The following is a 19,970-nucleotide window of genomic DNA, read 5'->3' on the forward strand; positions in this document are numbered from 1 at the left end:
ACCGGACCGGTCACGGCGGCGGAATTGTCGCCGCCAGCACCGATCCCGTTCCGCTTTCCGTGATCAACAACGTCGTCCCATCCGGCGCGAAGCAGCAATTGGTCGGATGGCGCCCGAATTCTGTGCAATCGAGTGCCAAAACCGGCACTCCCTGCGCGTTAAACCCCCAAACCACGCCGTGCCCCGGATTGCAGACGAACAGCCGGTCATGCGCATCCACCGCCATCCCGTCCGGCCCCGAGGTGCCGGCCGGAACCCGGGCGAAGCAATTGGCCTTGGCGACCATGGCATCGGCACGCAGCGGCAGGCGCCAGACCTCGCAGGCGCGGGTCATGGCGACGTACAAATGCGTCCCCGCGCGGTTCAGCACCAACCCGTTCGGGCTTGGGCCATTGTTGATCAGCCGGTCCAGCCGCCCATCGGCGTGCAGCCGGAACACCCGGCCGGTCGGGTCTGTCAAACCCGTCTGCCCCTGATCGGTGAACAGCGCCGCACCCTGGGCATCGACGATGACGTCGTTCAACCCGCGAAAACCCTCGGTCAGCGCGGTTTCCAGCAAGGGCGCGATGGCGCCCGTGGCGGGGTCCAGCCGCAGCAGCCCGTGGCGGTAATCGGCCACCAGCAGATCGCCCGAGTTCGACAGCGCCAACCCGTTCGGCCAGCCGTCGTACTCGGCCAGCACATGCCAGCGGTTCGGCCCCTCCAGCCGGAACACCCGGCCATGCGGGATGTCGGTCAGGTAAAAGGCACCGCCGGCGTCGAAACACGGCCCCTCCAGGAAGGAGCCGATTTCCATCCCGGCGCGGTTCACATCCGCCCAGGCGCTGCGCCGCGGGGCGGCCAGCGCCGCGGGCAAGCGGGCAAAGAGGCTGACCGCGACATCGCGCGGGGGAGTTTTCCACCACATCCCCGCACCCTGGCGCGCGGCCAACCACCCGGCAAGCCTTGCCCCCGCGCGGCCACGGCGCGATTGTTGCCCCATGGGACGCACGCTCTTTCAGAAAATCCTCGACAACCACACGGTCATCGGCCGCGACGACGGGCTGCGCCTGATGTTCGTGGACCGGCACTACTTCCATGAAGGCTCCTTCCACGCCTTCAACATCCTGCGCGCGCGCAATTTGCCCCTGCGCCGGCCGGACCTGACCTTCGGCTTCGGCGACCATTACGCGCCGACCGACAGCCGCCGCGTCACCGACGTCGCCGACCCGGAGGTCCGCGGCATCATCGAAACCTTCGAATCCAACGCCGCCGCCTATGGCCCGACCGCCTTTCGCCTGGCCGATCCGGGCCAGGGCATCGTGCATGTGGCGGCCCCCGAAATGGGGCTGACCCGGCCCGGGATGACCGTGGTCTGCGGCGACAGCCATACCAGCACCCATGGTGCGATGGGCGCGCTGGCCTTTGGCATCGGCGCATCGGAAGTCGCGCATGTGCTGGCGACGCAATGCATCTGGCAGTCCGCACCCAAACAGATGCGGGTCTGGTTCAGCGGCACCCTGCGGCCCGACGCGACGGCCAAGGACCTGGCCCTCGCCCTGATCGCCCGCATCGGCACCGGCGGCGCGCTCGGCCATGCCATGGAATTCGCCGGCCCCGCCATATCGGCGCTGCCGATGGAAGGCCGCCTGACCCTGTGCAACCTGGCGATCGAGGCCGGTGCCCGCAGCGGCATCATCGCCCCCGATGCCATCACCGCGGCCTTCCTCGGCACCGACCAGACCTGGCCCGACTTGTATTCCGACCCCGACGCGGCCTGGGATCGGGAGGTCACGATCGACGCCGACGCCGTCGGCCCCATGGTCACCTGGGGCACCAGCCCGGAGGAAGCCATCCCCCTCGGCACCCACATCCCCCGCGCCACCGATGCCCCCGACCCCGCTCATGCCGCGGCCTGGGCACGCAGCCTGGACTACATGGGGCTCGTGGGGGGTGAGGCGCTGGCCGATATCCGTGTGGACCGGGTCTTCCTCGGCTCCTGCACCAATGGCCGCCTGTCCGACCTGCGCGCCGCGGCCGAGGTGTTGCGCGGCCGACGTGTCACCGTGCCGATGCGGATTTCGCCCGGCAGCAGCGCCGTCAAGCGCGCCGCCGAGGCCGAGGGGCTGGACCGCATCTTTACCGACGCCGGGGCCGAATGGCGCGAAAGCGGTTGTTCCATGTGCGTCGGCACCAATGGTGAGCTGGTCGCCTCCGGTGAGCGCTGCGCCAGCACCTCCAACCGCAACTTTCCCGGCCGGCAGGGGCGCGGGGCGCGAACCCATCTGGTCAGCCCGGCCAGTGCGGCGGCCGCCGCCATCACCGGCCGCCTGGTCTCGGCGGGGACGCTCTGATGGAACCCTTCCTCAGCCACACCGGCCTCCTCGCGCCCTTTCCGCACGACAATGTGGATACCGACCAGATCCTGCCGGCCCGCTTCCTGCGCAAGCCGCGCGATGAGCAGTATCCGCGCTGGCTGTTCCACGATCTGCGCTTCGACGCCGATGGCACGACCAAGCCGGCGTTCGTGCTGCACCAGCCCCCCTATGATCTCGCGACCATCCTGGTCGCCGGGGCGAACTTTGGTGTCGGTTCATCCCGCGAAGCCGCGGTCTATGCCCTGCTGGCCGGCGGCATCCGATGCGTGGTCGCGAACGGCTTTGGCGACATCTTCTTCCAGAACGCCCTGAAGAACGGGCTGCTGCCGATCCGGCTGCCGGCGGAGCAGGTCATCGCCCTGCGGGAATCGCCGCCGGGTGCCTCAGCCACCGTCGATCTGGAGAAATCGGTACTGACCGGTCCTGATGGCACCGAATTTCCCTTCGAAATCCCTGGCTTCGCGCGGGATTGTCTATTGCGGGGGGTCGATGAAATCGGCCTGACTCTCACATTGATGGATCAGATCAAGGCCTACGAGGCTCGCAACAACGCCGCTTGACGCGGCGCAGCATGCGGGATGAGTGTCCGCCAAACTGACGTTTGAGGATTTTCGACATGCCGTATCGCTCGCCGCGCGCAGCCCTCGGCTTGCTCTTCTGTCTGGCCGCCCCCCTGCCCGCCTTCGCCCAGTTTGGCCCGCAGGGTCCGCCCGCCGTCGGCGTCGTGGTGGCGGCACCGCGCCCGGTCACCGAAAGCATCGAATTCGTCGGACGTGTGGAGGCGGTGGACCGCGTCGCCCTGCGCGCCCGCGTCACCGGCTTCCTGGAACACCGCCTGTTCACCGAGGGCCAGGAGGTCCGCGAAGGCGAGGTCCTGTTCCGCATGGAACGCCCGATCTTCGAGGCTGAACTGGCCCGCCAGCAGGCCAACCTCGCCTCGGCCGAGGCGACCCAGGTCAATGCCCGCAATTCGCTCGATCGCGCGACCACCTTGCTGCGGACCGCCGCCGGCACCCAGGCGCGCGTGGACGACGCCACGGCCAATGAACGCGCCGCGGCCGCCGGCGTGCTGGCCGCCCGCGCCGCCGTGCGCACGGCCGAAATCAACCTGGGCTATACCGAGATCACCGCCCCCGTCGCCGGCAAGATCGGCCGCAGCACCTATGCTCCGGGCAATACGGTCGGGCCCGCCAGCGACCCGCTGGCCACCATCGTCAGCCAGGATCCGATGCGGATCGCCTTCCCGGTCAGCCAGCGCCAGGCGTTGGAACTGCGTGACCGCTATGAAAGTCGCGGCGGGCCCGACGCCACGGTCGTCCGCATCCGTCTGGCGAACGGCCGCGTGTTCAATCAAACCGGCCGGATCGATTTCGTCGACAACCAGATCGACCGCAACACCGACACCATCCTGGTCCGCGCCTCGGTCGCCAACCCGATCCGACAGGGTGCGCTGGATCGCGAATTGGTCGATGGCCAGTTCGTCGCGGTCTTTGTCGAAGGGGCGGCGCCGATCCAGGCCATCGTGATCCCGCGCGCCGCGGTGCTGCAGGACCAGGGCGGCAGCTACGTCTTCGTCGTGGATGCGGAGAACAAGGCCCAGCGCCGCAACATCCGCCTCGGCCGTTCCACCCCGCAGGATGCGGTGGTCGAACAAGGGTTGCAGGCAGGCGATCGCGTGATCGCCGAGGGTATCCAGCGCGTGCGCCCCGGACAGCCGGTGAACGCGGCCCCGGTGACGGCACCCACGCCGCCCGCCCCCGGCCCGCGCGGCTAGGACCGGGCGCATGTTCTCCTCGATCTTCGTCGACCGGCCACGCATGGCCATCGTCCTGGCCGTGCTCATCACCATCGCCGGCGCGCTGTCGATGCTGCGCATCCCGGTCAGCCAGTTCCCCGACATCGTGCCGCCGCAGGTCAGCGTGACGGCCCGCTACCCCGGGGCATCGGCGCTGGTGGTGGAACAGACGGTCGGCCAGGTGATCGAAAGCGCGGTCAATGGCGTGGACCGCATGCTCTACATGAAGTCCAACAGCGGCAATGACGGCAGCTACACGCTGACGGTCTCCTTCGCGCTGGGCACCAACCCGGACATCGCCACGGTCAATGTGAACAACCGCGTGCAGGCGGCATTGGCCCGCCTGCCGTCGGAAGTGCAGCGCAGCGGCGTCACGGTGCGCAAGCAATCCTCGGCCATCCTGATGTTCATGTTCGTCTATTCGGAATCGGGCGAACAGACCCCGCTGTTCCTGTCGAACTACGTCACGATCAACATGCTCGACCGCCTGGCCCGCGTGCCCGGCGTCGGCCAGGTCAGCCTGTTCGGCGCGCAGGATTATTCCATGCGCATCTGGTTCGAGGTGGACCGCCTGATCTCGCTGAACCTGACGCCATCCGACGTGATCGCGGCGGTCCAGGCGCAGAACATCCAGGCTGCCGTCGGGCGCCTGGGCGGGCGGCCGACGACCGAGGACCAGACCTTCCAGATCAACCTGGAAACCCAGGGACGCCTCGTCACGCCGGAAGAATTCGGCAATGTGCTGATCCGCGCCAATCCGGATGGCAGCACCTTGCGGGTACGGGACGTCGCGCGGGTGGAACTCGGTGCCGCCAGCATGGACACCGAAAACCGCTTCAACGGCCAACCCGCCATCGCCATCGGCGTCTACCTGTCGCCGGGTGCGAATGCGGTGAATGCCTCCACCGCGATGAAGGCCGCGATGGAGGAACTGCGCGGCCGCTTCCCGCCCGGCATCAACTACACGGTGTTCTACGACACCTCCGACTTCGTGACCGAGACCATCTTCGAGGTCGCCAAGACCTTGCTGGAGGCCTTCGTCCTCGTCGTCATCGTGGTCTTCCTGTTCCTGGGCAATCTGCGCGCCACGGTGATCCCGACCATCGCCGTGCCGGTCAGCCTGATCGGCACCTTCGCGATCCTGCTGATCATCGGCTATTCGGCCAATACCGTCAGCCTTCTGGCCATGGTGCTGTCCATCGGCATCGTCGTGGACGACGCGATCGTGGTGGTCGAGAACGTCGAACGGGTGATGGAAGCACATCCGGAACTCTCACCGGCCGATGCCACCAAGAAGGCGATGGCCGAAATCACCGGCCCGATCATCGCCATCACCCTGGTGCTGCTGTCGGTCTTCGTGCCGGTCGCCTTCATCCCGGGCCTGTCGGGCGAGCTGTTCCGCCAATTTGCCGTGACCATCGCCTCGGCGATGCTGATTTCGGCGCTGAACGCACTGACCCTGTCACCCGCGCTTTGCGCGCTGATCCTGCGGCCGCATCACGGGCCGCGGCGCGGGCCGATCGGCGTCGTGTTGCGCAGCATCGACTGGACGCGGGACCGCTTCGCCGGCGGCGTCGCGCGGCTGGTCCGCGTGTCGTCGCTGTCGCTGCTGCTGACCGCGGGCTTCGCCTTCGGCATCTGGACCATCGCCGCGCGCACGCCCGCCGGCTTCCTGCCGCAGGAAGACCAGGGCGCCTTCTTCGTCCAGGTGCAGATGCCCCCGGGCGCCAGCGTCAGCCGCACCCGAGCGGTGGTGGAGCAGGTGGAAGGCATCCTGCGCAGCAATACCGCCGTGCAGGGCACCCTGGGCATCGTCGGCTTCAGCCTGATCGACGGGGGGGCGCAGCCGAATTCTGCCTTCATCGTGGCGCGGATGAAGCCTTTTGCCGACCGCACCGGCGTCGCCGATACGGTGCAGGCGGGCATCGGGCGTTTGTTCGGCGCGGTACAGGGCATCCGGACGGGCAATGTCTTCGCCTTCAACCTGCCGCCGATCATCGGCCTGGGCACGGGCGGCGGCTTCGAATACGTGCTGCAGGACTACGAAGGCCGCAGCCCGATCGAATTGGGCGCGACCATGTTCGGCCTGGTCGTGCCGGCCAACCAGGACCCGCGCCTGGCGGCCGTCTTCTCGACCTTCGCGCCGAACGTGCCGTCCTATTACCTCGATGTGGACCGCGACAAGGCGCAGGCGCTGGGCGTCCGGATCAGCGACATCTTCACGGCGCTGCAATCCACGCTGGGTGGCTTCTACGTCAATGACTTCAACCTGTTCGGCCGCACCTGGCAGGTGAACATCCAGGCCGAGGCGGAAGACCGCAACGATCTGGACGACATCTGGCGCATCCATGTGCGCAACAGCCGCGGCGACATGGTGCCGCTGCGGGCGGTCGCCGATGTGCGCGCGGTGCTGGGGCCGCAGACGATCACGCGCTACAACAACTACCGCTCGGTCACGATCAATGGCGCGGCACGCCCGGGCGTCAGTTCGGGCGATGCGCTGCTGGCGATGGAGCAACTGTCCCGGACCGTGCTGCCGCAGGGCTACGGCTTCGAATGGACCGGCACCGCGTATCAGGAGAAGCTGGCGTCGGGCCAGACCGGCGTGATTTTGGCGCTGGCGGTGCTCTTCGCCTACCTGTTCCTGGTCGCGCTGTATGAATCCTGGACCATCCCGATCCCGGTGCTGCTGTCGGTGGCGGTCGGCGGGCTTGGGGCCTTCATCGCCCTTTGGGTCGCGGGGATGCCGCTCGATGTCTATGCCCAGATCGGGCTGATCGTGCTGGTGGCGCTGGCCGCCAAGAACGGCATCCTGATCATCGAATTCGCCAAGGAACAGCGTGAGGCCGGGTTGCCGATCCGCGAGGCCGCGGTGATGGGCGCCAAGCTGCGGTTCCGCGCGGTGATGATGACCTCGATCGCCTTCATCCTGGGATTGGTGCCGCTGGTCTGGGCGACCGGGGCGGCGATGCTGTCGCGCCGGGCGGTCTCGACGGCGGTCTTCGGGGGCATGCTGGGGGCGTCGCTGGTCGGGATTTTCATGATCCCGATGCTCTACGTGGTGTTCCAAAGCACGCGTGAATGGGTGAAGGGGCGGTTCGCGCGAAAGCCCGCCGTCTGAAACCAGGGCCTTCCAAACCGCCGCCGGCGCCGTATCTTCCAGGCACAAGACCAAAGGGGAATGCCACCATGGCCAAGTTCGGGCTCAGCCAATCCGTCCGCCGCGTCGAGGACCCGCGCCTGCTCCTGGGCCACGGGCGCTATACCGCCGATATCGCCGCCCCCGGCCAGGCGGTCGGCTATGTGCTGCGCAGCCCGCAGGCCCATGCGCGGATCGTCAGCATCGACACCACGGCGGCCCGCGCGATGCCGGGCGTGCTGGCGATCTATACCTCGGCCGATTGGGATGCGCAGGGCTTGGGCGAAATCCCCTGCGCCGTCCCGCTGAAGAACCGTGACGGCACCCCGCGGTCCGAAACCAAGCGCGGCGCGCTGGCAAAGGACATCGTGCGCCACGTCGGCGACCCGGTCGCCTTCATCGTCGCCGAAACCCCCGAAGCCGCGCGCGACGCGGCCGAGGCGATCGAGGTCGACTACGACCAGCTCCCCGCCGCGACCGACCTCGCCACCGCCCATCTGCCGGGCGCCCCCCAGATCTGGTCCACCGCGCCCAACAACACCTGCTTCGACTGGGAGGCCGGCGACCGCGCCGCGACCGACGCCGCCTTCGCCGAGGCCGCCCATGTCACCCGCCTGACCGTGGTGAACAACCGCGTCGTGGTCGCCAGCATGGAAGGCCGCGCGGCGCTGGCCGAATACAAGGACGATCGCTTCACCCTGCATGTCGGCACGCAGGGCTCCTGGCTGGTGAAGAACCTGCTGGCCAATGACGTCTTCAAGCTGCCTCCGGACCGCTTCCGCGTCATCACGCCGGATGTCGGCGGCGGCTTCGGCATGAAGCTGTATCTCTATGCCGAATACGCGCTGTGCTGCATGGCGGCGCGCGACCTTGGCCGCGCCGTGCGCTGGACGGCGGACCGCACGGAATCCTTCCTGTCCGACACGCATGGACGGGACAACATCACCCTCGGCGAATTGGCGCTGGACAAGGACGGCAAGTTCCTCGCCCTGCGGACCAAGAACTACGCCAACATGGGCGCCTATCTGTCGACCTTCGCGCCCTTCATCCCGACCGGCGCGGGGACCAAGGTCCTGGCCTCGGTCTATGGGTTCAAGGCGATCCACGCCCATGTCATCGGCGTTCTGACCAATACCGTGCCGGTGGATGCCTATCGCGGCGCCGGGCGGCCGGAGAGCAACTACCTGGTCGAACGCATGATCGACACCGCCGCGCGGGAGTTGAAGATCGACCGCATCGACCTGCGCCGGCGCAACATCGTGCCCCCCACGGCCATGCCCTTCACCACCGCGATGAACCAGCGCTACGACAGCGGCGAATTCTTGCGCGTGATGGAAGAAGCACTCCAGCGCATCGACTGGAAGGGTTTTCCCGCCCGCCAGGCGGAGGCGGCGAGGCGCGGAAAAAAACGCGGCATCGGCCTCGCCTATTACCTGGAAGCGACCGGCGGCGCGCCGAACGAACGCGCCGAGGTGCGTTTCGCCGATGACGGTTTCGTCGATGTCATCGTCGGCACGCAATCGACCGGCCAGGGGCATGAAACGGCCTACACCATGCTGACCTCCCACGAGCTCGGCATCCCCCACGAAAAGATCCGCATCATCCAGGGCGATAGCGATGCCTCGCCCTCGGGCGGCGGCACGGGTGGTGCGCGGTCGCTCTATTCCGAAGGCACGGCCATCATGGCGACCACCGCCACGGTCATCGAAAAGGGCCGCCAGGCGGCCAGCGAGGCGATGGAAGCCGCGGTGATCGACATCGAATTCAGCGGCGGGCGCTTTGGCGTGGTCGGCACCGACCGCACCATCGACATCCTGACCCTGGCCGCCACTCAGCGCAAAAAGGTCCTGGCCGGCCAGGAGGCGACCCTGCTCGACGCCGCCGAGGTCGCCGAAATCCCGTCCCACACCTTCCCCAACGGCTGCCACGTCGCGGAGGTCGAGGTGGACCCCGACACCGGCCATATCGCCATCCCGCGCTATATCGTCGTCGATGACGTGGGCCATGCGCTGAACCCGCTGATCGTGCGCGGCCAGGTGCATGGCGGCGTCGCCCAGGGCATCGGCCAGGCCTTCTTCGAACGCACCGCCTATGACCCGGACTCGGGGCAGTTGCTCAGCGCATCCTTCATGGATTACGCGCTGCCGCGCGCGGAAGACCTGCCGAACATCGAGGTCGACCTGATCGAAGTGCCCTGCGAGACCAACCCCCTGGGCGTGAAGGGTGCTGGCGAGGCCGGTGCGGTCGGATCGCCGCCCGCGGTGATCAACGCCCTGGTCGATGCACTGGCGGGCGACGGCATCCGCAGCATCGACATGCCGGCGACGCCGGAAATCGTCTGGAAGGCGCTCAGCGACGCGAAAGCCGCCTGACCAAAGGGCGCGGGGGGTGTCGCGCCCCCCGCCGCCGCGTCCCGGGACGCTTGTTCAGGGGAACATCATGTTCGCGATGTCGCAGGTGTTGACGCTGCGGCGTTCGGTATTGGCGCCGTTCTGGAACACGATCCGCACGTCATAGAGGCATTCGCCCTCGGGCAGCCGTACCTCGAAATGGGCACCGACCTGCAGCACTTCGGTGCCCAGGATATCCGGCCCCCAATCCGTGCGCGACGACGCCGAGACATACAATTCGCGGATGATCTGCCCGGTGCGGTTGATCACGTTGAACGACGGGTTGCCGGTCGGCCCCGCGGCCTGGGCGCCCTTGCCACCCGGCGCCGGCGTGGCGGTGGGCGCCTGGCCGGTGAAGACGACTTCCGACACGGTGCACAGGTTCACCCGCCGCCGCTCCTCCGCCGGCCGCCCCTGGTAGACCACGCGCAGGTCATACTCGCAGGCGCCTTGCGGCAGGCGGATCGGGAAGGTGCCGCCAGCCGGCACGGTACTGGCACCGAGGCGGTCCGGCCCCCAGGCATCCTCGGTCGAGAGCGAGGCATAGACCTCGTTGATCACGTTCCGCGACCGGTTGACCAGGTTGAAGGACGGGTCGCCCGTGCCTGGCGGCGCCTGCACCTGCGGGGCGGGGGCGGGCGTCGCGGGCACCGGCGGGGCCGGCGTGGTCTGGGCGCCAAGAGGTGCCGCCAGGGCCAGGCTCAATCCGCAGGCAAGGGCAAGGCGTCGCAGCATGGTCCCGGCATCCTCCAATTCCGCGCCAGCCTAGCGCCCCCGGGCCACGGCGGCCAAGCACAGCCGCGTCAACGGCTTCGCCCGGTCGACGGCCCCCAGGTTCCGCCGAAATCGTCGCGGTCCAGCCCGCCGACCACCAATCCCCCTTCCCCCAAGCCGCGCCCGGCGCCACCCTTCCGGCGTCAGGAAACGGACCAGCGCCATGAGCGGCTTTGCCTCGCAGAACGACCTCGCCGAAAAGCACGTCTCCTTCGATACCTTGTCCGAGGGCCTCTACGCCTATACGGCCGAGGGCGATCCGAACTCCGGCATCATGGTCGGTCCGGACAGCGCCTATGTGATCGACGCGCAGGCGACGCCGCTGATGGCGGCCGACGTGATCCGCCGCACTGCCGCCGTGACCGACAAGCCGATCCGTGACGTGATCCTGACGCATTACCACGCGGTGCGGGTGCTCGGTGCCTCGGGCTATGCGCCGCACGGCATCATCGCATCGGATGCCACGCGCGCCTTGATCGTGGAACGCGGCCAGCAGGATATGGACAGTGAGATCGGCCGCTTCCCGCGCCTGTTCCGCGGGCGCGAGAGCATCCCCGGCCTGACCTGGCCGACCCAGACGTTTGGCAAGCGCATGACGCTCTGGCTCGGCCAGCGTGAGGCGCAGGTGATCCAGATCGGCCGCGCCCATACCGCCGGTGACACCGTCGTCTGGCTGCCGCAGGAGCGTGTGCTCTTCGCCGGCGACACGGTGGAATTCGGTGCCACCCCCTATTGCGGCGACGCGCATTTCACCGACTGGCCCGCGACCATCGCCGCGCTGCGCGCGCTGAAGCCCCGCCGGATGGTCCCCGGGCGTGGTGCCGCGCTGCTGACCGAAGCCGATTGCGAAGCGGCCCTGGCCGGCACCGAGGCCTTCGTCACCGACCTTTTCGCCAGTGTCAAAGCCGGCGTCGCCAAGGGCTGGGCCTTGGGCGACATCTACCGCGCGACGATGGATGCGATGCGCCCGGCCTATGGCCAATGGGTCATCTTCGAACACTGCATGCCGTTCAACGTGACCCGCGCCTTCGACGAGGCGAAGGGCCTGGACCATCCCCGCATCTGGACCGCCGAGCGCGACATCGAGATGTGGCGGGCCCTGGAACACGGCGAGACGAAGGACGCCGAGATCAGCCGCTAATGGCCTGGTCGGCGCCCCGCTACGTCGTGCCCCCGGCGCCGTATGGCACCGACCACGCGCGCGTCACCATCGTCGGCGGCGGGCTGGTCGGGCTGACCATGGCGCTGGACCTGGCCCGGCGCGGCATCGCATCCGTGGTGCTGGACGACGACAACACCGTCTCGGTCGGTTCGCGCGCCATCTGCTTCGCCAAGCGCACGCTGGAGATTTTTTCGCGCCTCGGCCTCGGCAAACAGATGCTGGCCAAGGGCATCACCTGGCGCCAGGGCCGCGTCTTCTTCCACGACCGCGAGGTCTTCGCCTTCGACCTGCTGCCCGAAGAAGGCCATGAGCACCCGGCCTTCATCAACCTGCAGCAATACTACGCCGAGGCCTGGCTGGTGGAGGCTTGCGCCGCGACCGGCCTGGTCGATCTGCGCTGGAAGCATCGCGCCGCCGGCACCGTCCCGCGTGAGGATGGCGCGACGCTGACGGTGATGGCGCCCGATGCCACCTATCGCCTCGACACCGACTGGCTGCTGGCCTGCGACGGCGCGCGGTCCACCATCCGCCGCGCGCTGAACCTGCCCTTCACGGGGCAGGTGTTCCAGGACCGCTTCCTGATCGCCGATGTCACCATGCAGGCGGGTTTCCCAACCGAGCGCCGCTTCTGGTTCGACCCGCCCTTCCACCCCGGCCAATCCGTGCTGCTGCACAAGCAGCCCGACGATCTGTGGCGCATCGACTTTCAACTCGGCTGGGACGCGGATCCCGAGCTGGAATCCCGCCCCGACCGCGTTTATCCCCGGGTACGCGCGATGCTGGGGCCGGATGTGGCGTTCAACCTCGAATGGATCAGCGTCTACACGTTCCGCTGCCGGCGGTTGGAACGCTTCGTCCATGGGCGCACGATCTTCGTCGGCGACAGTGCGCACCAGGTCAGCCCCTTTGGCGCGCGCGGCGGCAATGGCGGGGTGCAGGATGCCGACAACCTGGGCTGGAAACTGGCCGCCGTGTTGAACGGGCAAGCCCCCGAGGCGCTGATCGCGAGCTATGACGCCGAACGCCTGCCGGCAGCGGATGAGAACATCCTGCATTCCACCCGCGCGACCGATTTCATCACACCAAAATCACCAGCGGCCCGCGCCTATCGCGACGCGGTGCTGGAACTGGCCGAGCATTTTGCCTTCGCGCGGCCGCTGGTGAATTCCGGGCGGCTGTCACGCCCCGCCGTGCTGATGGACAGCCCACTGAACGCGCCGGACGATGTGACCGGCGGTGCCGCGCCCGGCACCGCGGCCCCCGACGCCCCTGTGCTGTGCGATGGCGAACCGGACTGGCTGCTGCGGCACATCGCCGGCTTCTGCCTGCTGGTTTTTTCCTCTCCACGCCCGCTGGACCTGCCGCTTGGCGTGACGCCGCTGTTCATCGCCGATGCGCCGATCCGCGGCGCTCTGGAGGATCACACGGGGCTGGTCCGCGCCCGCTTCGGCGTCACGCCGGGCATGGCCGTGCTGATGCGGCCGGACCAGCATGTGGCGGCCCGGTTGCGCGCGCCCGAAGGCGCGCTGGTCGCGGCCGCGCTTGCGCGCGCGATGGGGCATGGATGATGCCGCTCGACACCTCGCCCCGCCTGACCGATCCTGACGCGTTGTTTGCAGCGCTGGTCGCGGCGCATCGCGACCTGGATGATGCCGCGTCCCGCCGGCTGGATGCCCGGCTGGTGCTGCTGCTGGCCAATCATATCGGCGATGTGGCGGTGGTGATGGAGGCGATCGCCCTCGCCCGCGCACCGGATACTCCGCGCTAACGCGCCCGGAACAGCAGCAGCAGGCCCACCAGGGTGACCGTTCCACCCACCAGATCCGCCACCCCCAGGCGTTCCGACAGCAGCGCCCAGCCAAAGACCGCGGCCAGCGGCGGCGCCAGCAATTGCAGGGCGGCGGCCGTCGCCGCCGGCAGGCGCCGCAGCATCAGGAACCACAGCGCATAGCCCGCGACCCCCACGACCACCACGCTGTAGAGCAACCCCGCCAAGGTCGCCGGCCCCGGCATCGCCGGCGGCGCGCCTTCCAGCACCAGCGCCATCGGCAGCAGCACGACGGCCGAAACGATCGTCTGCACCGCATTGGCTGCCCAGGGATCCACCCGCCCACGCGCCGGGGCAAAGATCAGGATGCCGGCGGCCTGGCACGCCGCTCCGGCCAGGGCAAAAGCCAGCCCCAGCGCCTCGGCCCCAGCCAGCCCATCGGCGGCGCGCACCCCGCCCAGCACCGCCACCCCGGCCCAACCGAGGCCAAGCCCGACCCAGGCCATCGGCTGCATATGCCGGCCGCGCAAGAACCGCTCGCCCAGCGCCACGAACAGCGGCGCGGTGGCGGCGATCAGCGCGACCAGGCCTGATGGCACCAGGGCCATCGCCAGCCAGGAAAACCCCAGGTATCCGGCGACCCCAAGCGCCCCCATGGCACCAATCCGCGGCCAATCCGCGGCACCGGGCCAGGGTGCCGACCGCCAGGCCACGATCGCCAGCAGGATCGGCGCCGCGACCGCGAACCGCAGGCCCAGCGCCCAGAACGGGGGCCATTCGCGCAGCACGACGGCGGCGGCGGTAAAGGCGCTGGCCCAGATCAGGATGAAGAGGATTGCGGCTGGCATGCGGTCCCTTACCTGCCACGGATGCCGGGGCACAACACGCGCCGCGACATGGATGCAGCGCCGCGCGGCGATCATCACGCGATCGCCGGGTGTGCGGCGTGGCGATACGACCCATCTAGGGCTGGATGCATGCAGCCCACCTGAACCGCATCGGCTGCGCCACGCCGCCGAATGCCTGTCACGCCCCTTTCCTCGACCTGGTCGCCAGGCTACTGCCGGATGATCGCGCCCGTCGCGGTTTTGCCCGTCTGGCCGCGCGATCGGGGATCGACCAGCGCTGGTCGGTGCTGTCGCCGGACCCGCCGCCCGGAACGCCGGGCTCCTTCTTCCCCGATGGCGCCTGGCCCACGACCGAAGCCCGCATGGCGACCTATGCGCGGGAGGCCCCGTTGCTGGCGTTCCAGGCGCTGGAAAGCCTCGGCCCGGTCAGCGGCATCACCCATATCGTGGTCGCCAGTTGCACCGGGTTGCGGGCGCCCGGGCTGGACCAGGCGGTGCAGCGGCACATCGGCGCGGGGCCGTCGGTGCACCGGACCATGCTCGGCTTCATGGGCTGCCAGGCCGGCATCATCGCACTGCGCAGCGCGGCCGAGACGGTGCGGGCCAATCCCGCCGCCCGCGTGCTGGTGGTGACCCTGGAACTCGGCACCCTGCACATGCAGGACCGGACGGACCTGGGGCATCTGCTCGGCTACATGCAATTCGCCGATGGCGGGGCCGCGGCGCTGGTGACGGCGGATCCCGAAGGGCTGCGCCTGGATGGCTTCGGCACCGCGCTGATGCCCGAGGGCGATGACCAGATGGTCTGGGAGATCGGCCAGAGCGGCTTCGACCTGCATCTGTCGACCGAAGTCCCCGCCAGCCTGAAGCGCCTGTTGCCCGCGGCGGCGGCGGTGCTGCTGCCCGGCGCCAAGCCCGACCTCTGGGCGGTGCACCCGGGCGGCCGCGCCATCCTGGATGCGGTCGAGGCAGCGTTGGATCTCTCGCCGGATGCGCTCGCGCCCAGCCGTGCGGTGCTGGCGCGGGCGGGCAACATGTCCTCGGCCACCATCCTGTTCGTGCTGCACGACATGCTGGCGGCGGCGATGCCTGGCCAAACCCTGGCGGCGCTGGCCTTTGGCCCGGGGCTATCGGCCGAGGCGCTGCAGGGGGTCGTCGTCTGATGTGGATCGGCCCCCGCCGCATGCTGCCGGAACGCATGGACGACCCGGCCGAGACGGAGGCGGATTGGGAAACGGCGCTGCGCGACCTGGGGCGGCTGAACCGCTGGACTTTTGCCAACCGGCCGCTGCACGCGTTTCTGGACCGCTTTTCCGGCGACCGCGCCGTGTCGGTGCTGGATGTCGGGGCCGGCGGCGGCGATGTGCTGATGGCGGTGCAGGATTTCTTCGGCGCCAGGGGCATCGCCACCGACCTGACCGCGCTGGACATCAGCCCGCATGCCGCCCCCTGCGCGCAGCGGCGGCATCCCGGGCTGCGGGCGCGCTGGGTCACCTCCGACGTCTTCGACCTGCCGGAGGCGGAACGATTCGACATCATCCTGTGCACGCTGGTCGCCCATCATTTGCCGGACCCCGATGTCGTGCGATTGCTGCGCTGGCTGGCGGCCCGGGCGAACAAGGGCTGGCTGATCCTGGACCTGCAACGCGATGCGCTGGCCTGGGCGGGGCTGTGGCTCGGCACCAGGCTGCTGCGGCTGGACCCGATGGTGGTCCATGACAGCACCGCCTCGGTCAGCAGGGCGTTTCGCCGGGCGGATTGGCAACGCTTCCTGGCCGAGTCCGGGGTGGCGGCGAAGGTGCGGACCTCCTTCCCCTATCGCTGGGCGGTCACAGGGGGACCGATGTGACCGACGCCGAGGCGCTGATCATCGGCGCCGGGCCGGCGGGCTGTGCCGCCGCGATCATGCTGGCGCGGGCCGGCCGCCACGTGCTGCTGCTGGAACGCGATGCCGAGGCGCGCGAGATCGTCTGCGGCGAGTTCCTGGGTCCAACGGCACAGGCAGCCCTGGCCCGGCTGGGACTGGACCCGGTCGCCCTTGGCGGCGCGCTGATCCCACGGGTGGTCGTGGCCCATGGCAGCAGGGCAGCGCGGGCCACCCTGCCCTTCGCCGGCATCGGCCTGCCGCGCCAGGTCTTGGACCAGGCGCTGCGCCAGGCCGCCATCGCGGCCGGAGCCCAACTGGTCACCGCGACGGTGCGCCGCATCGCGGCCGGGCGCGGAGGCTGGACCGCCGAAGGTGCCACCGCCCCCATCCTGCTGCTCGCGACCGGCAAGCACGCGCTGCGCGGCGCGCCGCCGCGGCCGGGGGCGGCCTGGGTCGGGTTGAAACTGCACATGACGGCCGATGCGGCGCCCGAGGTCGCCTTGCTGCCCTTCCCCGGCGGCTACGCCGGCTTGCAGCCGAATGGCACGGGGTTGACGCTTTGCGCCGCGTTCCGGCCGGGGGCGCTACTGCCCGCCGATGCCGGCGCGTTCCTGGCGATGATCGCGGGCGCTTCGGCACACGGTGCCGCGATGCTGCGCGATGCGCGGCCGATGTGGACCCGGCCGCTAGCGATCGCGGGCGTGCCCTATGGGCATGTGGCCCGCACCACGCCGCCCGGACTGTTCCGCCTGGGGGACCAGGCCGCCGTCATCGCCTCCTTCGCCGGCGAAGGCATGGGGATCGCCCTGGCATCCGGCATCATGGCGGCCGAGGCCGTGCTGGCGGGGCGCGACGCCGCGACGTTCCAGGCGGCATTTGCCGCAAGGGCCGTCCGGCCCATACGGCGCGCGGGCTGGGCTGCGGCGGGCCTGTGCCGCGCGCCCGGACTGGCGACGCGGATCGCCGGCTGGGTGCCGCCGGCCATGGCGCGGGTGGCCTTGGCCACGCGGCTTGGCCGCCTAGGGTTCAAGGATTCCGTAGTCCACAAGCTTGTCCTGCCCGATAAAGGCGACCACCGCAGCGAAGCCCTTAGCCGTCAGACGTAGCGTTTCGTCCAGAGGCTTGGCTCGAGGTTCGACCGGTTCGACCATACTGGCGTGGATCATGTCCCCGCCGCAGCCGTTCTCGATGATGCACTCCACGCCTTCGATGACCAGACGACGCGGAATGATCGCGCCGGTGTGCAGCATAGCGCAGTTAGAGATGGCGCTGGCCGCGATCGCCTTGGCCATCCGCACGGTTGGCCGGGGAACCGGCTTGTTGGGGCTGGGGCGCAGCAGATGCGCGCGCAGGCGCAGGACGCTCCAAGGCTTAATCGGCACCGAGTCCTGCTGTCCTGCGATGCCAGCAAGGAAGCGATTGGCCACTCGCCGCGCCGGGTCCGCTGCATCGCCGCCAAGGCTCGCGGCATGGCGCGCCAGCGCAGCGGGCGAGGGGTTGTTTGCCCCTTCGCCCCCATCGATCTGGTTGGTCAGCGGACCTTGCTGCAGATCGTGGCGGCCATAGTAGGCGATGAGAGCACGCTCTCGTGCGTGGACCGCAACCTCATCCCCGAAAAAGCCGTCGATGACGTAGCCAACGGTGCCGCCGTCGCGCCGGATGCGGCGAATGACGTTGAGCTTGTGAGTCATAACCGCGGTGTTCCACGAGTCCGCCTCGTGCTGCAGCACGCGCTTTCCCTGCCCCTTGCCGACATAGAAAGGTGTGCCGTCCGGCTCGCAAAGAACATAGACGTAAAAACGATCGCTGCTGCTGGAGAGGGTCGTCATCGCGTCCTCGCGGTTGGTGATTTTCAGGTCTGCCCAGCGGGCCAGTTCGCCGTAACGGCGGGCGGAAGTGCGGTTGTTGTCCAAGTTCACGGTGCTCCACATCGGCTGACGAGAATGACGATGACGATTGCCCAGAAGTAGACCACCTAAACGCGGCTCATCATTGCCCCTCTCATGACCAATCTTTCCACTTGTTCCGCAGCCCCTGATGGGCCGCGTCGGCCGCGGCGCCACGGGCTTCGTGCCAGGCGCGCAGCATCGTCACCATGCGGTGCGCTTCTGCGCGCAAGAGCGCCGGCAGACCCTTGGGGCCATCGACGTGCAGCGCGCTTTCGATCGCTTCGGCGAGAGTGCCGCGCGGGCAGAAGGTTTCGAGCGCCAGGCGGTCGCGGTCGTTGGACAGCGCGCCCAGAGCGGCGACCGCGAAGGCACCAAGCGTCACCGATGAGTCCGGCCTCAGGAGCAACTCGCGGCAGGTTCCGGCCGTCACCGGACGCCAGATGACATAGTGATTCTCGAACCTCGCGTAGTCATCGAGGCCTCCCGGGAGCGACAGTGTTCCGCAGATTTTGCTGCCTCCAAGCGGGCTGGACGCCAGATCGTCGACACAAAGCTCAAGTTCTGCCGGCCGCCACTGGCCGTCGAACTGGACCTCGATCTGATCTGCGTCTTCCAGATCGACCCAAGGCCGGCGCACGGGCACCGGGCCATGTGCGCTCATGACGGTCAGCACGCTTCGGAACTCGAACAGCGGCGCCGGCACCAGCACATTGTCGGCCGGACCGATGGCCAGCCGGGTTTCGCGCAGCACCGTGACGCGAACGGGCCATGCCGCCCCCCCATCGGCGAAGATCAACTCGCGCTCAATCGTGTTGGACTTCGGCTCCGTAAACAGGAGGACCGAGGGTATGGGCGGAAACTCACCGACGTACTCGTTCCAGTTTGCCAAAGGCCGACTGAGTAGACGACAGCGCGACGGACGGATTTCATCGGCACCAAGATCGTAGGTCCCATGAAGCGCGACCATACGCTCCAAATGCGCTTCTAGCCCCTCGACACGGCACACATCGCGCGCGAGAGAGTGAAGTGTGTCCGCTATCAAGGTCCAGAACTGCTCCAAAGCGGGTTCCGGGCCTTTGCCAGAAAGCCGACGTGCAACTTCCTCGTCCAGCGACGTCCCGCGGAAGGCGTCCAGCAGCATGTCGTTTTCAGCAATGACATGAGCGCCCTTGATGCTGACCATCGCTCTGCCGATTCGCTCCACCCATTCGAGGAGCTTTTTTGGCTTCTTCGCGTTCCGAATGTCGCGCCGCCGCCGGGCCGGGTTTGTCTCGTTCTCATTGGCCCAGATCGCGCGGCAGACGGTCCCAACCCCACCGTGGCCCAGAGTCTTGGCGGCGATGTCGATGAAGCCGTCGATCTTCTGGGTGGCGGTCTTGGCTTGGTCGCCCGGGAAGCTAGTCCGGTGCGTATTGATGACCTGGCGCAGTAGCGCCGCTTCGGCCGCACGAGTGTCAATCGCAGGGCGCGCTTCGTCCGGCCCACGCCGGTCAGGAAAGGACACAACCTCACCCATGTTCAGGCCGCCCTTCGCGCGTAGGTCGGATACTGACGGCGGTAGCGATGGCCCGCCCTGCCGTGCGGGCGTAAGATTGTTATTGCCCCGTGGTCCCCCATCACGACGACCAAGCGTCGCGCCCGACTGACCATGGCGTGGTCCGCGCCGTCGGCCACGAGCGTTGCCGCCGCATAGCGCCCAAGCCGCAGGCTGACGCAGCCTCCCCCGGCATGGACCGAGAGATCAGCGTGCAGGATCAGCATCGAAGCGATCCTGGCCGGAACGCCACGGGTTTGACAGCGGCCTCGAGCGTGGTGGCTGAGGGGCGGGTTGCGGTTGGGTTCGGTCACGACATTGGCTCCGATTGGTCTCAGCAACCTGCCATTGCCAAACCGTTCCGCCGTTCAGAATTACCGAAATATCGGGACTTAAATTTCTGTACCTCTCTCCTGAATTGTCCGCCGTGGCGCCGCCGCGTGTCCA

Annotated in this window: 16 protein-coding genes; 11 read left to right on the plus strand and 5 right to left on the minus strand. The window is 68.6% G+C overall.

Annotation, left to right across the window (positions count from 1 at the left end):
- Positions 1-10: 10 nt before the first annotated feature.
- A complete protein-coding gene (locus ACQW02_RS15755) occupies positions 11-982 on the minus strand; it encodes an SMP-30/gluconolactonase/LRE family protein (RefSeq protein WP_431280863.1) in 972 nt (323 codons plus the stop codon).
- Between ACQW02_RS15755 and ACQW02_RS15760 the strand changes: the two genes are divergently transcribed.
- The 5 genes from ACQW02_RS15760 to ACQW02_RS15780 all read left to right on the plus strand — a co-directional run bounded on the left by ACQW02_RS15760 (position 981) and on the right by ACQW02_RS15780 (position 9,663).
- A complete protein-coding gene (locus ACQW02_RS15760; RefSeq protein WP_431280864.1) occupies positions 981-2,333 on the plus strand; it encodes a 3-isopropylmalate dehydratase large subunit in 1,353 nt (450 codons plus the stop codon). The genes ACQW02_RS15755 and ACQW02_RS15760 overlap by 2 nt on opposite strands.
- The gene (leuD, locus tag ACQW02_RS15765; RefSeq protein ID WP_431280865.1) at positions 2,333-2,917 is read left to right on the plus strand and encodes a 3-isopropylmalate dehydratase small subunit; all 585 of its coding nucleotides are present in this window, start codon (positions 2,333-2,335) and stop codon (positions 2,915-2,917) included. Before ACQW02_RS15760 ends, leuD begins: the two co-directional genes overlap by 1 nt.
- 56 nt (positions 2,918-2,973) lie before the next feature.
- Positions 2,974-4,131, plus strand: a complete 1,158-nt coding sequence (locus tag ACQW02_RS15770) for an efflux RND transporter periplasmic adaptor subunit (protein ID WP_431280866.1) — start codon at positions 2,974-2,976, stop codon at positions 4,129-4,131.
- 10 nt (positions 4,132-4,141) lie between these two features.
- The gene (locus ACQW02_RS15775; protein WP_431280867.1) at positions 4,142-7,273 is read left to right on the plus strand and encodes an efflux RND transporter permease subunit; all 3,132 of its coding nucleotides are present in this window, start codon (positions 4,142-4,144) and stop codon (positions 7,271-7,273) included.
- 68 nt (positions 7,274-7,341) lie between these two features.
- On the plus strand, positions 7,342-9,663 hold the full coding sequence (locus ACQW02_RS15780; protein WP_431280868.1) for a xanthine dehydrogenase family protein molybdopterin-binding subunit: 2,322 nt from the start codon (positions 7,342-7,344) through the stop codon (positions 9,661-9,663).
- 54 nt (positions 9,664-9,717) lie between these two features.
- Here the strand turns inward: ACQW02_RS15780 and ACQW02_RS15785 are convergent, their stop codons facing one another.
- Complete coding sequence (locus ACQW02_RS15785; RefSeq protein WP_431280869.1) at positions 9,718-10,416, minus strand: hypothetical protein; 699 nt, start codon at positions 10,414-10,416, stop codon at positions 9,718-9,720.
- A 202-nt stretch (positions 10,417-10,618) separates the two neighbouring features.
- On the opposite strand from ACQW02_RS15785, the gene ACQW02_RS15790 reads away from it, so the two are divergent.
- From ACQW02_RS15790 to ACQW02_RS15800, 3 genes are read left to right on the plus strand one after another with little or no spacing between them, the layout of a single operon-like run.
- Positions 10,619-11,596 (plus strand): MBL fold metallo-hydrolase, encoded by a 978-nt coding sequence (locus ACQW02_RS15790; protein ID WP_431280870.1) that lies wholly within the window; start codon positions 10,619-10,621, stop codon positions 11,594-11,596.
- The gene (locus tag ACQW02_RS15795) at positions 11,596-13,185 is read left to right on the plus strand and encodes an FAD-dependent oxidoreductase (RefSeq protein WP_431280871.1); all 1,590 of its coding nucleotides are present in this window, start codon (positions 11,596-11,598) and stop codon (positions 13,183-13,185) included. Before ACQW02_RS15790 ends, ACQW02_RS15795 begins: the two co-directional genes overlap by 1 nt.
- Positions 13,182-13,385: a DUF2783 domain-containing protein gene (locus ACQW02_RS15800; RefSeq protein ID WP_431280872.1), complete on the plus strand. Its 204-nt coding sequence runs from the start codon at positions 13,182-13,184 to the stop codon at positions 13,383-13,385. Before ACQW02_RS15795 ends, ACQW02_RS15800 begins: the two co-directional genes overlap by 4 nt.
- Here ACQW02_RS15800 and ACQW02_RS15805 read toward each other — a convergent pair.
- Entirely contained in the window at positions 13,382-14,233 is an 852-nt protein-coding gene (locus tag ACQW02_RS15805; protein WP_431280873.1) for a DMT family transporter, read from the minus strand. The genes ACQW02_RS15800 and ACQW02_RS15805 overlap by 4 nt on opposite strands.
- 125 nt (positions 14,234-14,358) lie before the next feature.
- Between ACQW02_RS15805 and ACQW02_RS15810 the strand changes: the two genes are divergently transcribed.
- The 3 genes from ACQW02_RS15810 to ACQW02_RS15820 are packed head-to-tail and all read left to right on the plus strand — an operon-like array spanning position 14,359 to position 17,206.
- On the plus strand, positions 14,359-15,396 hold the full coding sequence (locus tag ACQW02_RS15810) for a type III polyketide synthase (RefSeq protein ID WP_431280874.1): 1,038 nt from the start codon (positions 14,359-14,361) through the stop codon (positions 15,394-15,396).
- Positions 15,396-16,082: a methyltransferase domain-containing protein gene (locus tag ACQW02_RS15815; RefSeq protein ID WP_431280875.1), complete on the plus strand. Its 687-nt coding sequence runs from the start codon at positions 15,396-15,398 to the stop codon at positions 16,080-16,082. The genes ACQW02_RS15810 and ACQW02_RS15815 overlap by 1 nt, the downstream gene beginning before the upstream one ends.
- A complete protein-coding gene (locus ACQW02_RS15820; RefSeq protein ID WP_431280876.1) occupies positions 16,079-17,206 on the plus strand; it encodes an NAD(P)/FAD-dependent oxidoreductase in 1,128 nt (375 codons plus the stop codon). Before ACQW02_RS15815 ends, ACQW02_RS15820 begins: the two co-directional genes overlap by 4 nt.
- Here ACQW02_RS15820 and ACQW02_RS15825 read toward each other — a convergent pair.
- Positions 17,120-18,013, minus strand: a complete 894-nt coding sequence (locus ACQW02_RS15825; RefSeq protein ID WP_431280877.1) for a GIY-YIG nuclease family protein — start codon at positions 18,011-18,013, stop codon at positions 17,120-17,122. The two genes, ACQW02_RS15820 and ACQW02_RS15825, sit on opposite strands and share 87 nt — an antisense overlap.
- Before the next feature lie 88 nt (positions 18,014-18,101).
- Positions 18,102-19,505 carry a hypothetical protein gene (locus ACQW02_RS15830; protein WP_431280878.1) on the minus strand — a complete coding sequence of 468 codons (1,404 nt, stop codon included), beginning with the start codon at positions 19,503-19,505 and terminating at the stop codon, positions 18,102-18,104.
- Positions 19,506-19,970: the final 465 nt, after the last annotated feature.

Origin of the sequence: Humitalea sp. 24SJ18S-53 (assembly GCF_050632385.1) — a bacterium.
Classification (GTDB): Bacteria; Pseudomonadota; Alphaproteobacteria; order Acetobacterales; family Acetobacteraceae; genus Humitalea.

What these genes read in the sequence shown, in the direction of transcription:
- ACQW02_RS15790 (WP_431280870.1), top strand. Translation starts at nt 10,619, where the DNA reads ATGAGCGGCTTTGCCTCGCAGAACGACCTCGCCGAAAAGCACGTCTCC.
- ACQW02_RS15760 (WP_431280864.1), top strand. Translation starts at nt 981, where the DNA reads ATGGGACGCACGCTCTTTCAGAAAATCCTCGACAACCACACGGTCATC.
- ACQW02_RS15815 (WP_431280875.1), top strand. Translation starts at nt 15,396, where the DNA reads ATGTGGATCGGCCCCCGCCGCATGCTGCCGGAACGCATGGACGACCCG.
- ACQW02_RS15805 (WP_431280873.1), bottom strand. Translation starts at nt 14,233, where the DNA reads ATGCCAGCCGCAATCCTCTTCATCCTGATCTGGGCCAGCGCCTTTACC.
- ACQW02_RS15810 (WP_431280874.1), top strand. Translation starts at nt 14,359, where the DNA reads ATGCATGCAGCCCACCTGAACCGCATCGGCTGCGCCACGCCGCCGAAT.
- leuD (WP_431280865.1), top strand. Translation starts at nt 2,333, where the DNA reads ATGGAACCCTTCCTCAGCCACACCGGCCTCCTCGCGCCCTTTCCGCAC.
- ACQW02_RS15775 (WP_431280867.1), top strand. Translation starts at nt 4,142, where the DNA reads ATGTTCTCCTCGATCTTCGTCGACCGGCCACGCATGGCCATCGTCCTG.
- ACQW02_RS15795 (WP_431280871.1), top strand. Translation starts at nt 11,596, where the DNA reads ATGGCCTGGTCGGCGCCCCGCTACGTCGTGCCCCCGGCGCCGTATGGC.
- ACQW02_RS15780 (WP_431280868.1), top strand. Translation starts at nt 7,342, where the DNA reads ATGGCCAAGTTCGGGCTCAGCCAATCCGTCCGCCGCGTCGAGGACCCG.
- ACQW02_RS15800 (WP_431280872.1), top strand. Translation starts at nt 13,182, where the DNA reads ATGATGCCGCTCGACACCTCGCCCCGCCTGACCGATCCTGACGCGTTG.
- ACQW02_RS15830 (WP_431280878.1), bottom strand. Translation starts at nt 19,505, where the DNA reads ATGGGTGAGGTTGTGTCCTTTCCTGACCGGCGTGGGCCGGACGAAGCG.
- ACQW02_RS15785 (WP_431280869.1), bottom strand. Translation starts at nt 10,416, where the DNA reads ATGCTGCGACGCCTTGCCCTTGCCTGCGGATTGAGCCTGGCCCTGGCG.
- ACQW02_RS15755 (WP_431280863.1), bottom strand. Translation starts at nt 982, where the DNA reads ATGGGGCAACAATCGCGCCGTGGCCGCGCGGGGGCAAGGCTTGCCGGG.
- ACQW02_RS15770 (WP_431280866.1), top strand. Translation starts at nt 2,974, where the DNA reads ATGCCGTATCGCTCGCCGCGCGCAGCCCTCGGCTTGCTCTTCTGTCTG.